Origin of the sequence: Allobosea thiooxidans (genome assembly GCF_900168195.1) — a bacterium.
Lineage (GTDB): Bacteria > Pseudomonadota > Alphaproteobacteria > Rhizobiales > Beijerinckiaceae > Allobosea > Allobosea thiooxidans.
Genome location: NZ_FUYX01000003.1, coordinates 263,885 through 277,409, shown reverse-complemented (window position 1 = coordinate 277,409; position 13,525 = coordinate 263,885). Strand labels below are relative to the sequence as shown.

Sequence of the window (13,525 nt, the reverse complement as noted above, 5' to 3'; positions counted from 1 at the left end):
CCGCGATTGCAGCCGGCCGGCTGCTACTCCGCCGCCTGCCTGACCACCTTGCCCTTCTTGATCGGCCGCCGGTCCAGCACCTCCTTGAGGAAGCGCGCGGTGTGGCCCTTGCCGATGCGGACGATGTCCTCCGGCGTGCCCTGCGCCACCACGGTGCCGCCGCCGTCGCCGCCCTCGGGGCCCATGTCGATCACCCAGTCGGCGGTCTTCACCACCTCGAGATTGTGCTCGATCACCACCACCGAATTGCCCTGGTCGACCAGCTCGTGCAGCACCTCCATGAGCTTGGCGACATCATGGAAATGCAGGCCGGTGGTCGGCTCGTCGAGGATGTAGAGCGTGCGGCCGGTGGCGCGCTTCGACAGTTCCTTGGAGAGCTTGACGCGCTGCGCCTCGCCGCCCGAGAGCGTCGTCGCCTGCTGGCCGACCTTGACATAGTCGAGGCCGACGCGCGCCAGCGTCACCATCTTCTCGCGGATCGAGGGCACGGCCTTGAACAGGTCCTTCGCCTCCTCGACCGACATGTCGAGCACGTCGGCGATCGATTTCTCGCGGTACTTCACCTCCAGCGTCTCGCGGTCGTAGCGCTTGCCCTTGCAGACGTCGCAGGTGACGTAGACGTCGGGCAGGAAGTGCATCTCGATCTTGATGACGCCGTCGCCCTGGCAGGCCTCGCAGCGGCCACCTTTCACGTTGAAGCTAAACCTGCCTGCTTGGTAGCCGCGCGCCTTCGCCTCCGGCAAGCCGGCAAACCATTCGCGGATCGGCGTGAAGGCGCCGGTATAGGTCGCCGGATTCGAGCGCGGCGTGCGGCCGATCGGCGACTGGTCGATGTCGATGACCTTGTCGAGATGCTCCATGCCCTCGATGCGGTCATGCGGGGCCGGGTGCTCGATCGAGCCGTTCAGCTTGCGCGCCACCGCCTTGTAGAGCGTGTCGATCACCAGCGTCGACTTGCCGCCGCCGGAGACGCCGGTGATGCAGGTGAACATGCCGAGCGGGATCTCGACGTCGACGTTCTTGAGATTGTTGCCGCGCGCGCCGACGATCTTGAGGCAGCGGCCCTTGGTGGCCTTGCGGCGCTTCTCCGGCACCGGCACCGACATCTCGCCGGTGAGGTATTTGCCGGTGAGCGAATTGGGATCGTCGAGGATGTCCTGCGGCGTGCCTTTGGCGACGATCTCGCCGCCATGGATGCCGGCGCCGGGGCCGACATCGACGACATAGTCCGCAGTCAGGATCGCGTCCTCGTCATGCTCGACCACGATCACGGTGTTGCCGAGATCCCTTAGCCGGCGCAATGTGCCGAGCAGGCGCTCGTTGTCGCGCTGATGCAGGCCGATCGAGGGCTCGTCCAGCACATAGAGTACGCCGGTCAGGCCCGAGCCGATCTGTGACGCGAGCCGGATGCGCTGGCTCTCGCCGCCCGAGAGCGTGCCGGAGGCGCGGGCGAGCGTCAGATATTCCAGCCCGACATCGAGCAGGAAGGTCAGCCGGTCGCGGATCTCCTTGAGGATGCGCGGGGCGATCTCGTTCTGCTTCTTCGAGAGGCGGGCGGGCAGGGCGGTGACCCATTCCAACGCGTCCTTCACCGAGAGCTTCGAGATCTCGCCGATATGGCGCATGTCGATCTTCACCGCCAGCGCCTCGGGCTTCAGGCGATAGCCGTTGCAGGCGGCGCAGGGCGTCTCGGACATGAAGCGGCCGATCTCCTCGCGCGCCCAGTCCGACTCGGTCTCCTTCCAGCGCCGCTCCATATTGGTGATGACGCCCTCGAAGGGCTTCTTCACCTCGTAGGACCGCAGCCCGTCATTATAGGCCATGCGCACGGGTTCGGTGCCGGTGCCGAACAGGATCGCCTTCTGCGCGCTCTCCGGCAGCTCCGACCAGGGCTTCGTCATCGAGAAGCCGAAATGCCTGGCGAGCGCTTCCAGCGTCTGGCCGTAATAGGGCGAGGTCGACTTGGCCCAGGGCGCGATCGCGCCCTTCTTCAGCGTCAGCGAATGATCCGGCACGATCATGTCCGGGTCGATCCGCATCTCGTGGCCGAGGCCGTCGCAGACCGGGCAGGCGCCGAAGGGGTTGTTGAACGAGAACAGCCGCGGCTCGATCTCGGGGATGGTGAAGCCGGAGACCGGGCAGGCGAACTTGGACGAGAAGGTGACGCGCTTCGCTTCGCCGTTCTCCTGCTTCTCATCGGCATATTCGAAGACCGCGATGCCGTCGGTCAGCTCCAGCGCCTGCTCCAGCGAATCCGCCAGCCGCGCGCCGAGATCGGGCCGGATCACGATGCGGTCCACGACCACGTCGATGTCGTGCTTGAACTTCTTGTCGAGCGGCGGCGCGTCCGGGATCTCGTAGAACTCGCCATTGACCTTGACGCGCTGGAAGCCGCGCTTCAGCCACTCCGCCATCTCCTTGCGGAACTCGCCCTTGCGGCCGCGCACCACCGGCGCCAGCAGATAGCCGCGCGTCTTCTCCGGCAGCTCGACCAGCCGGTCGACCATCTGCTGCACCGTCTGGCTCTCGATCGGCAAGCCGGTCGCGGGCGAATAGGGAATGCCGGCGCGCGCCCACAACAGGCGCATATAGTCGTGGATCTCGGTGACGGTGCCGACGGTCGAGCGCGGGTTCTTCGAGGTCGTCTTCTGCTCGATCGAGATCGCCGGCGAGAGCCCGTCGATCTGGTCGACATCGGGCTTCTGCATCATCTCGAGGAACTGGCGGGCATAGGCCGAAAGGCTCTCGACATAGCGGCGCTGCCCCTCGGCATAGATCGTGTCGAAGGCGAGCGAGGACTTGCCCGAGCCGGAAAGGCCGGTGAAGACCACGAGCTTGTCGCGCGGAATCGCGAGGTCGATGTTCTTGAGGTTGTGCTCGCGCGCGCCGCGCACGGTGATGGCGCGGCTGTTCGGATCGGCCGCGCGGTTGCGGTCGAACATGTCTTCCAGCGCAGCAGCTTGCTGGGCAGCCGTTTGGGCGGCGGCGATATCGGTCTTGCGGGCCATCGGGGCGTCCGTTGCGATGAAGCGCTAGAGATAGGGCAAAAGCCGGGCCTTTCCAGCCTCGCGGCGATCTGCCCGGCATGAATAGCACGCAGCCGCGCCGACTGCTGCCGTCGTCCTGACAGAAAACGTCAGCATCGGCGAGGGCTCGGTTGGTTTTGACATACGGGGACGAAGTAACTGGAATCACCGTCATTCCGGGCAGGCCGCAGTCCTGAGCCCGGAACCCATGAACACGACATTGCTCCAGCCGTCATGCTCGCCCTTGTGGCGAGCATCCACGTCTTGAACACCCCCATTGCACGAAGGAAGACGTGGATGGTCGGGACAGGCCCGACCATGACGGAGCGTCGTGGTCATGGGTTCCGGGCTCTTCGCCGGCGCGAAGCCCAGGAACGCCGGCCGATCGCAATCGACACCGGCATTCGGCCGAATTATCTATAAATCATGACGAAGCCTGCCGAAGACACCATCGCCGTCCGCATCGCCAAGGCCCTGGCCGAGCGGATCATTTCGGGCGCGATCGAGCCCGGAGCGCGGCTACGGCAGGACCATGTCGCGAAGGAATTCGCGACCAGCCATGTCCCGGTGCGCGAGGCCTTCCGCCGGCTGGAGGCGCAGGGGCTGGCGGTGAGCGAGCCGCGCCGCGGCGTGCGCGTCGCCTCCTTCGACCTCGCCGAGGTGAAGGAGGTCGCACTGATGCGGGCGGCGCTGGAGAGCCTCGCCCTGCGCCATGCCGCGCCGCATCTGACGCCGGCCATTCTCGACAGGGCGGAGGAGGCCTGCCGCGCCTGCGACGCCGCCACCGATGTCCGCGCCTGGGAGGAGGCGAACCGGCGCTTTCACCGCATCCTGGTCGCGCCCTGCGGGATGAAGCGGCTGCTCGCGGCGATCGACGATCTGCACGCCGCCAGCGCCCGCTTCCTGTTCTCGGCCTGGCGGTCGGAATGGGAGGCCCGCACCGACCAGGACCATCGCGCCATCCTGACGGCGTTGCGCCAGGGCGATGTCGGCACGGCGGTCGCGACCCTCGAGCGCCATGCCCAGTGGATCGGCGAGCGGCCGGTCCAGACCCGCTCCGGCGCCCTGCGCGGCGCCTTCTCGATCGAGGGCTGAGGCCGCTCGCGGTCTCAGCCCGTTTTGGAAACTCCAGCCCTCATCCTGAGGCGCCATTCCGTTGGGAGTGGCGTCTCGAAGGATGGACCAGATGCCTCCGGAGTCTCCTGAAACATCCTTCGGGACGCGCCTTGCGGCGCTCCTCAGGGTGAGGGCTCAGGCGCGTTTCCAAGAGAGGCCTTCGCCGCCCGGCTCAGGCCACCGCGGCCTTGCGGGTGTTGCTCTCCTCCTGGCCTTCGAGCACGGCCATCGCCGCCTGGACGCCGCCGCTGCGATGCGGCACGCCGGCCGCCGCCAGCCCCATCTCGACGCCGGAGAGCGCCCCGATCAGGGTCAGGTCGTTGCATTCCCCGAGATGGCCGATGCGGAAGACCTTGCCGGCCACCTTGCCGAGGCCGGAGCCGAGCGAGATGTTGAAGCGCTCCAGCGCGACCTTGCGGTACTGGTCGGCGTCATGGCTCGGCGGCATCATCACCGTGGTCAGCACCGGCGAGTATTCCGCCGGGTTCTCGCAGAGGATCTCCAGCCCCCAGGCGCGCACCGCGGCCCGTGTCGCCGCCGCCAGGCGCTGGTGGCGAGCGAAGACGTTCTCCAGCCCTTCCTCATGCAGCATCCGGATCGCTTCGCGCAGCCCGTAGAGCAGGTTCGTCGCCGGGGTGTAGGGGAAGAAGCCGTTGGCGTTGATCTTCACCATCTCCTGCCAGTCCCAGTAGGAGCGGGGCATGGAATTGGCCTTGGCCGCGGCGAGCGCCTTCTCGGAGATCGCGTTGAAGCTGAGCCCCGGCGGCAGCATCAGGCCCTTCTGCGAGCCCGAGACGGTGACGTCGACCCGCCATTCGTCGTGGCGGTAGTCGACCGAGGCGAGCGAGGAGATCGTGTCGACCATGAACAGGGCAGGGTGCCCGGTGCGGTCGATCGCCTGGCGGATCTCGGCGATGCGGCTGGTCGAGCCGGTCGAGGTCTCGTTTTGGACGACCATGACGGCCTTGATCCGATGCGCGCGGTCCTCGGCGAGGCGCGCCTCGATCTGGGCTGGATCGGCGCCGCGGCGCCAGTCTCCGGGAATGAAGTCGACCTCGATGCCGAAGCGTGCCGCGATCTGCCGCCAGAGCGTGGCGAAATGGCCGGTCTCGGCCATCAGCACCGTGTCGCCGGGCGAGAGCGTGTTGACGATGGCGGCTTCCCAGGCGCCCGTCCCGGAGGAGGGGTAGATCACCACGGGCTGCGTCGTGCCGAACACCGTCTTGATGCCGTCGAGCACGTCCCGGCCGAGGCGCCCGAACTCCGCGCTGCGGTGGTCGATGACCGGCATGTCCATGGCGCGCAGGATGCGATCGGGCACCGGGCTCGGCCCGGGAATCTGCAGGAAATGACGGCCCTGTTGCGATGCCATGATGAATTCTCCCTGGGCGCGGTTTTCGGTTCGCGCCTGTCTTGGGTGAGATTTTGCATTCATTTTTTGCTTTGGCAATATCGTTTCGGATGCAATAATCCGTAGAACGTCTCGACAGCGGGATGGGCGTCGATTAGCAGGGCGTCATGACCGAGATCCTTTCGGATACGCATGAGAGCGAGGAGCGGCCGCTGCGCCGCCCGGAAGCTCCCGCCTCGACCACGCTTCATGGCGAACTGGTCGCGGCGCTGCGCGACTACATCGTCGAAGGCAGCCTGGCCGACGGCGCGCGCGTTCCCGAGCGCCTGCTCTGCGAGCGTTTCGGCATCTCGCGCACGCCCTTGCGCGAGGCCTTGAAGGTGCTGGCCGCGGAAGGGCTGATCGAGCTGCTGCCCAATCGCGGCGCGCGCGTGCGCGTCTTCAGCGCCGAGGATCTGCACGAGCTCTTCGACGTGATGGGCGGGCTCGAGGCTCTCGCCGGCCGGCTCGCCTGCGAGCGCATCGGCGATGCCGAGGTGGCGGAGATCGAGCGCGTCCACCACGAAATGTACCGCCATTACCTGCGGCGCGATCTCCATGGCTACTTCCAGTGCAACCAGGAGATTCACGGCATGATCGTCGCGGCCGCCGGCAATGCGACGCTCCGCGCGACCTATGACAGCCTCGCCGGCCGGATCCGGCGCGTGCGCTATGCCGCCAATCTCGACAAGCAGCGCGATCGCTGGGGCGAGGCGATGCGCGAGCATGAGGCGATTCTCGATGCCCTGCGCCGCCGCGCCGGCAGCGAGCTCAGCGACGTGCTGTTCCAGCACCTGCGCAACAAGCGCAAGGCGGCCTTGCGCCAGGCCGAGCCGGCCGAAATTCCCGAATAGGACAGGGGCGGCGGGCACGCCCGGCCGATCTTTCGCGGTGTCGGGCTCCGCGATCGCAGCATCATGTTTCAAAATGCATGCATTCATTTTTCGGATTGAATGCAAAATTTTTTGGTTCTAGGCTTCCCGAACGGCGCCGTCAGAGCGCGATCAGGGAGGTGTGGAAGATGAAGCAGCATTGGCTAGCCGCCTGCGCGGCGCTTGCAGCCGGCGTTTCGCCGGCGGCGGCCTGGGAGCCGACCAAGGCGATCGAGATCGTGGTGCCCTTCTCGGCGGGCGGCGCCTCCGACCAGATGGCGCGGACGATGCAGGGCATCATCCAGAAGCACAATCTCGCCTCCCAGCCGATCATCGTCGTCAACAAGCCGGCCGCCGGCGGCGCCGAGGGCATGCTCGACATCCAGAAATCGGCCGGCGACCCGCACAAGCTGATCACCACCTCGAGCGGCATCTTCATGACGCCGATGGCGACCAAGCTGCCGCTGAACTGGAAGGACTACACGCCCGTCGCGATGATGGCGCAGGATTCCTTCGTGCTCTGGGTCAACGCCAAGGCGCCCTACAAGAACGCCGGCGACCTGATGGCCAAGGCCAAGACCTCGACGCCGCCGATGAAGGTTGGCGGCACCTCCTCCAAGCGCGAGGACAACCTCATCGTCTTCGCGATGGAGAAGGCCGGCGGCGTCAAATTCTCCTACATCCCGCATACCAGCGGCGGCCAGGCCTCGACCCAGCTCGCCGGCGAGCATGTCGAGGCGACCACCAACAACCCGGCCGAGGACGTGGCCAACTGGCGCGGCGGCGCGACGCGGCCGCTCTGCGTCTTCTCCGAGAAGCAGATGACCTACAAGGAGCCGGTCGCGGACGGGAAGTCCTGGGCCGACATTCCGACCTGCCAGTCGCAGGGCCTCGACGTCACCTACCAGATGCTGCGCGGCATGTTCATGCCGGGCAAGGTCACCAAGGAACAGCAGGCCTATTACGTCGGCCTGTTCAAGAAGGTCTCCGAGGCGCCGGAGTGGAAGGACTACCTCGCCCGCAGCGCCCTCGTCGCCGACTATCGCGACGGCGATGCCTTCGTCGCCTTCCTCAAGGCCGATGAGGAAAAGCACGCCAAGCTGATGAGCGAAGCCGGCTTCATGGCGAAGTGAGCGTGCGTCTTCGCCGCCTTCGATCCCGGGCGTCCCGGGCGGAGCGAGGCGAAGACCCGGGTTCCATGCCGGAACGCTCCGGGCATGGAGCCCGGACCGGCGCCGCAGAGCCTGCCCTTGGGCCGACCGAAGGCCGGACCCGAGGGCGGCCTGTCCGGGATGACGTGAAGGAGACGGATCGTGTCGAGCCCAGATGAAGCTGAAGCTCCGGAACCCGGCATCGCGCGCCGGCCGGTCGAGGTCGCCACGGCGGCCATCCTGATCGGGCTCGCAGGGCTCGTGCTCTGGGATTCCTACGGCCGCGGCGCCGGATGGGACGGCGGCCCGCAGAACGGCTTCTTCCCCGCCCGCGTCGGCTGGCTCTTCCTCGCCGCCGCTCTGTTCATCCTCTTCCAGTCCTTCCGGTCCGAGAACCAGGTCTTCGTCACCTGGCGCCAGCTGGCGCAGGTGGTGCGAGTCCTGGGGCCGCTCGTGCTGTTCGTGGCGCTGATCGCCCCGCTCGGCCTCTATGTCGCCGCGGCGATCTTCATCGTTGTCTTCATGGGCGTGATCGCGACCGCGCGCTGGTGGAGCATCCTGCTCACCGCCGTGCTGGTGCCGCTCGCCTGTTTCTGGATCTTCGAGCTGCAGTTCCGCGTGCCCCTGCCGAAGGGCCCGCTGGAAGCCGCGCTCGGCTATTGAGGCCCGGCCGATGGACGACCTTTCCTCCCTGTTCACCGGCTTCCAGATCGCGCTGTCCTGGCACAATGTCGGCTTCATGGCGATCGGCGTGGTGCTCGGCATCATCGTCGGCGTGCTGCCCGGGCTCGGCGGGCCGAACGGCGTCGCGATCCTGCTGCCGCTGACCTTCGGCATGGACCCGACCTCGGCGATCATCCTGCTGTCCTCGATCTACTGGGGCGCTCTGTTCGGCGGCGCGATCACCTCGATCCTGTTCAACATCCCCGGCGAGGCCTGGTCGGTCGCGACCACCTTCGACGGCTATCCGATGGCGGTGCAGGGCAAGGCCGCGGAGGCGCTCACGGCCGCCTTCACCGCTTCCTTCATCGGCGCGCTCTCCGGCGTCGTCCTGATCACCTTCGTGGCGCCGCTCGTCGCCTCCTTCGCCCTGCGCTTCGGCCCGGCCGAGTTCTTCGCCGTCTTCCTGCTGACCTTCTGTTCCTTCATCGGCATGGGGCGGGACAACCGGGCCAAGATCCTGGCCTCGCTCTGCCTCGGCTTCCTGCTCGCGGCGGTGGGCCTCGATTCAATCTCCGGCGACCTGCGCATGACCTTCGGCTCGACCGAGCTGATGCGCGGCTTCGACTTCCTGATCGTGGTCATCGGCCTGTTCGGCGTCAGCGAGATCCTGCTCACCGTCGAGGAGGGGCTGGTCTTCAAGGGCAAGCAGGCGAAGATCGACCTCAAGGTCGTGCTGCGGACCTGGGCCGGGCTGCCGCGCTATTGGGCGACGCTGGTGCGTTCCTCGATCGTCGGCATGTGGATGGGCGTGACGCCTGGCGGCGCCATCGCCGCCTCCTTCATGGGCTACGGCCTCGCCAAGCGCTTCTCGAAACATGGCAAGAATTTCGGCAAGGGCGAGATCGAGGGCGTGCTCGCCCCCGAGACCGCGGCCCATGCGGCCGGCACCAGTGCGCTGCTGCCGATGCTGGCGCTCGGCATTCCCGGCTCCGCCACCGCCGCCGTGCTGCTCGGCGGCCTGCTGGTCTGGGGCCTCCAGCCGGGCCCGATGCTCTTCGTCGAGCAGAAGGATTTCGTCTGGGGCCTGATCGCCTCGATGTATCTCGGCAATATCGCCGGGCTGATCATCGTGCTGGCGACGGTGCCGCTCTTCGCCGCGATCATGCGGATCCCGTTCTCCTTCGTCGCCCCGGTCATCCTGATCGTCTGCGCCATCGGCGCCTATACGATCTCGAACTCGATCTTCGACATCTGGCTGATGCTGGTCTTCGGCGTCGTCGGCTATGTCTTCAAGAAGCTCGACTATCCGCTGGCGCCGCTCGTGCTGGCGCTGGTGCTCGGCGACCGGGCGGAGGATGCCTTCCGGCAGGCGCTGATCGGCTCCGGCGGCGCGCTCGACGTCTTCTGGGCCAACGGGCTGGTGACGACGCTCGTCCTGCTCTCCATGATGCTGCTGTTCTGGGGACCGGTCGGCGACCTGATCGCGGCGCTGAACCGGCGCGGCCGGGCCGAGAAGCCGGCGGCGGCGGAGTGATCCGGATGGCGGCCGCGGAACGGCGCGGGACGACCGTGCGCCGGTGGGGTGGAACCACGAGATTATGAATCAGACTGTGCTCGCCGAGACGTCCGCCAGATCCCCTGCCAGGTCCCATGCCCGCAATCTCGGCTTCGAGCGCCGCCTGGCGCAGGCGCTGGAAGGGGAGGTGTGCTTCGACGCCTTCACCCGCGGGCGCTACGCCACCGATGCCTCGATCTACCAGATCATGCCGCAGGGCGTGGCCTTCCCGAAGACCGAGGCCGACATCGCGGCGGCGCTCGGCGTCGCTGCCGAGCATGGCGTGCCGGTGATCGCGCGCGGCGGCGGCACCTCGCAGAACGGCCAGCCGATCGGCGATGCGCTGATTCTGGACATGAGCCGGCACTTCAACGCCGTCCGGAACTACGACCCGGCCTCGCGGACGATCTCGGTCGCGCCCGGAATCGTGCTGGAGCAGCTCAACAACCTCGTGCGGAAGGACGGGCTGTTCTTCCCGGTCGAGCCCTCGACGGCGAGCCGCTGCACCATCGGCGGCATGGCCGGCAACAACTCCTCCGGCGCGCGCTCGCTGCGCTATGGCAAGATGGTCGACAATGTGCTCGCCCTGCGCGCCCAGTTCCATGATGGCGAAGCCTTCGCGCTGGGCGAGGGCGCCCTTGGCGGCAACGCCTCGCCGCGCATCCGCGAGCTGATGGCGCGGCTGGTCGCGCTCGCCGACGGCCGGCGCGACGAGATCGAGCGCATCTTCCCGAAGGTGCAGCGCCGGGTCGGGGGCTACAATCTCGACGAGCTGTTGCCTGCGAATCCCAACCTTTCCCATCTGCTCGTCGGCTCCGAGGGCACGCTCGCCATCACCACCGAGGCGACGCTGAAGCTCTCGCCCCTGCCGGCGCATCGCGTCATGGGCGTCTGCCATTTTCCGAGCTTCCGGGCGGCGATGGAGACGACGCGGCACATCGTGGCGCTCGGCCCCGTCGCGGTCGAGCTCGTCGACAACAACGTGCTCGTTCTCGGCGCCGACATCCCGCTCTTCGTGCGCACGCTCTCCGACATCACCCGCGGCCAGCCCAACTGCCTGCTGCTGGTCGAGTTCGCCGGCGACGACCTCGACGCGCTGAAGCGCGATCTCAGGCGCCTCGACCAGTGCATGGCCGATCTCGGCTTTCCCGATGCGGTGGTCGAGGTCGTCGAGCCCGCCCGGCAGAAGCCGGTCTGGGAGGTGCGCGAGGCCTGCCTCAACATCATGATGTCGATGAAGGGCGACGGGAAACCGGTCTCCTTCATCGAGGACTGCGCCGTCCCGCTCGATCGCCTCGCCGACTACACCGATGCGGTGACCGAGCTGTTCGCCCGGCACGGCACGCGCGGCACCTGGTATGCCCATGCCTCGGTCGGCTGCCTGCATGTGCGCCCGATCCTGAACATGAAGGACGCGGCCGGCGTCGCCGCGATGCGCGACATCGCCGAGGCGGCCTGCGATCTGGTGCGCCGTTTCGAGGGCTCCTATTCCGGCGAGCATGGCGACGGCATCTCGCGCTCGGAATTCGTCGAGCCGATGTTCGGGGCGTCGCTGACCCGCGCCTTCGAGGCGGTGAAGGACGGGTTCGATCCGGAGAACCGCCTCAACCCCGGCAAGATCGTGCGGCCGCTGCGGATGGACGACCGCTCGCTGATGCGCTTCCCGCCCGGCTATGCCACGCCGATCCCGGCTGCGCCGGCGCTGGACTGGTCGGAATGGGGCGGCTTCGGCGGCGCCGTCGAGATGTGCAACAACAACGGCACCTGTCGGAAGCTGGCGGGCGGCACGATGTGCCCGTCCTGGCGCGTGACGCGGGACGAGGAGCATCTGACGCGCGGACGGGCCAATAGCCTGCGCCTCGCCATCTCCGGCCAGCTCGGTCCCGATGCCTTCACCTCGCCGGAGATGAAGGAGACGCTCGATCTCTGCGTCTCCTGCAAGGGCTGCAAGCGCGACTGCCCGACCGGCGTCGACATGGCCCGGATGAAGGTCGAGTTCCTGCATCACTACCATGCGAAGCACGGCCTGCCGCTGAAGGAGCGGCTGATCGCCTTCCTGCCGCGCTACGCGCCGATCGCCGCGAAGCTCGCGCCGCTGATGAATCTGCGCGATCGCGTGCCGTTGCTGGCGCGGCTTTCGGAGCGCTGGCTCGGCTTCAGCGCGCGGCGCTCGCTGCCGGTCTGGCGCAGGCCCTGGCGGCAGGCGGGCAATGCGGCGACGCCGGCCGATGTGAAGGGCGACGGCCGTGACATCGTGCTCTTCGGCGACACCTTCAACCGCTATTTCGAGCGCGAGAACCTGGAGGCGGCCGAGCGTGTCCTCGCCGCCGGCGGCTACCGCATCCACAAGGTCGGGGCCCGGGACGGCGACCGGCCGCTCTGCTGCGGCCGGACCTTCCTGTCGGCCGGGCTGGTCGACGAGGCCCGCGCCGAGGCGCGGCGCACGCTGGAGGCGCTCTCGCCCTTCGTCGCGCGGGGCGCGCGGATCGTCGGCCTGGAGCCCTCCTGCCTGCTGACCTTCCGCGACGAGTTCGGCGCGCTGCTGCCCAAGGCAGAGACCGAGCCGGCGGCCAAGGCCGCCTTCCTGCTCGAAGAGCTGCTCGCGGCCGATCTCGCGGCCGGCACGACCAGCCTGCCGCTGAAGGACCAGGCCGGGCGCGTCGCCCATCTGCACGGCCATTGCCATCAGAAGGCTTTCGCGGCGATGGGGGCGGTCGAAACCGTGCTGCGGGCCGTGCCGGGGCTCGATGTCCGGCCGATCGAATCGAGCTGCTGCGGCATGTCGGGCGCCTTCGGCTACGGGGCGGCGACCATCGACGTGTCGCTGGCGATGGCGGAGCTTTCCCTGCTGCCCGCGGTGCGCAAGGCGGGGGCGGAGGATCTCGTCGTCGCCGACGGCACGAGCTGCCGGCATCAGATTCGCGATGGCGCAGAGCGCGAGGCGCTGCATGTCGCCCGCGTGCTCGAGCTTGCGCTCGAGCGCTAGCGCCGGCGCGGGCGGCGAAACCGTTCCTGACTCGAAGATGGGAGGCGGGCATGCGACTTCCCCGTTTCCTTTCGGGGAGAAATGAATCTTAATGGCGAAGCGGCGGTCGCTGAACGGCAACATGCATGCCGGTGGCCGGATCACTTCTTGCGATGAGGGAGCAGGGGGCATCATGGATTTTCCACCAAGCGGAAGCAGCGACGACAGTTTCGGTCGGGCGCGAGGGGGCGCCCATGGCGTGGTTTCGTCCTGGGCGAAATTCGCAGCCATCCCGGTGCTGGCGGGCCTGCTCCTGGCGGGCTGCGCCTCCGACAGCGCGCAGGAGGCACGGCCGTCGACCGTTGCGATCACCGCGCCCAGCAATGTCAGCCTCGATATGGTCGTCGGCCGCTGGGGCGTCGCTTCCTTCCACAACGACAAGGACCGCAAGCGGACCGAGGCCGAGGCCCGGTCGCAATGCAAGCAGCCCTATGTCGTGGCGAAGGGGCCGAGCGACGGCGTCATGATGCATGTCGCGGATGATCCCAAGCTCTACGAGCTGCGCCTCAAGGCGGGGCCGGGCAACAAGGCCTATCTCGGCTTCGAGGCGCCGGCCGGCGACCCGCAGGATCGCGAGATCATCTCGGCGACCAAGTCGATGCTGGTGATGCGCTTCGTCGATCCGGATGCTCACCGCCGCTATGGCACCTTCATCTTCGTCCGCTGCGGCTGATCGGGAGTAATCGGATGCGTCGAGACTGCGTTTGGGGTCCGCTGGCTGTGGCGG

General features: G+C 67.7%; 9 protein-coding genes. 7 read left to right on the top strand and 2 right to left on the bottom strand.

Annotated features, from left to right (window positions below; genetic code table 11):
- Nucleotides 1-23: 23 nt before the first annotated feature.
- A complete protein-coding gene (gene uvrA, locus B5Y19_RS07180) occupies nucleotides 24-3,008 on the bottom strand; it encodes an excinuclease ABC subunit UvrA (protein ID WP_055726864.1) in 2,985 nt (994 codons plus the stop codon).
- 444 nt (nucleotides 3,009-3,452) lie between these two features.
- Between uvrA and B5Y19_RS07175 the strand changes: the two genes are divergently transcribed.
- Nucleotides 3,453-4,121, top strand: a complete 669-nt coding sequence (locus B5Y19_RS07175; RefSeq protein WP_079591283.1) for a GntR family transcriptional regulator — start codon at nucleotides 3,453-3,455, stop codon at nucleotides 4,119-4,121.
- Nucleotides 4,122-4,314: 193 nt separating this feature from the next.
- Here B5Y19_RS07175 and B5Y19_RS07170 read toward each other — a convergent pair whose 3' ends face one another.
- A complete protein-coding gene (locus tag B5Y19_RS07170; protein WP_079591282.1) occupies nucleotides 4,315-5,514 on the bottom strand; it encodes a pyridoxal-phosphate-dependent aminotransferase family protein in 1,200 nt (399 codons plus the stop codon).
- A 146-nt stretch (nucleotides 5,515-5,660) separates the two neighbouring features.
- On the opposite strand from B5Y19_RS07170, the gene B5Y19_RS07165 reads away from it, so the two are divergent.
- The 6 genes from B5Y19_RS07165 to B5Y19_RS07140 all read left to right on the top strand — a co-directional run bounded on the left by B5Y19_RS07165 (nucleotide 5,661) and on the right by B5Y19_RS07140 (nucleotide 13,471).
- Nucleotides 5,661-6,386: a GntR family transcriptional regulator gene (locus tag B5Y19_RS07165; protein WP_079591281.1), complete on the top strand. Its 726-nt coding sequence runs from the start codon at nucleotides 5,661-5,663 to the stop codon at nucleotides 6,384-6,386.
- A 167-nt stretch (nucleotides 6,387-6,553) separates the two neighbouring features.
- Entirely contained in the window at nucleotides 6,554-7,537 is a 984-nt protein-coding gene (locus tag B5Y19_RS07160; protein ID WP_055726867.1) for a Bug family tripartite tricarboxylate transporter substrate binding protein, read from the top strand.
- Between the two features lie 180 nt (nucleotides 7,538-7,717).
- A complete protein-coding gene (locus B5Y19_RS07155) occupies nucleotides 7,718-8,218 on the top strand; it encodes a tripartite tricarboxylate transporter TctB family protein (protein WP_055726868.1) in 501 nt (166 codons plus the stop codon).
- A gap of 10 nt (nucleotides 8,219-8,228) precedes the next feature.
- Complete coding sequence (locus B5Y19_RS07150) at nucleotides 8,229-9,752, top strand: tripartite tricarboxylate transporter permease (protein ID WP_055726869.1); 1,524 nt, start codon at nucleotides 8,229-8,231, stop codon at nucleotides 9,750-9,752.
- A 64-nt stretch (nucleotides 9,753-9,816) separates the two neighbouring features.
- Nucleotides 9,817-12,759 carry an FAD-binding and (Fe-S)-binding domain-containing protein gene (locus B5Y19_RS07145; RefSeq protein WP_055726870.1) on the top strand — a complete coding sequence of 981 codons (2,943 nt, stop codon included), beginning with the start codon at nucleotides 9,817-9,819 and terminating at the stop codon, nucleotides 12,757-12,759.
- 172 nt (nucleotides 12,760-12,931) lie between these two features.
- On the top strand, nucleotides 12,932-13,471 hold the full coding sequence (locus B5Y19_RS07140) for a hypothetical protein (RefSeq protein WP_139384291.1): 540 nt from the start codon (nucleotides 12,932-12,934) through the stop codon (nucleotides 13,469-13,471).
- Nucleotides 13,472-13,525: the final 54 nt, after the last annotated feature.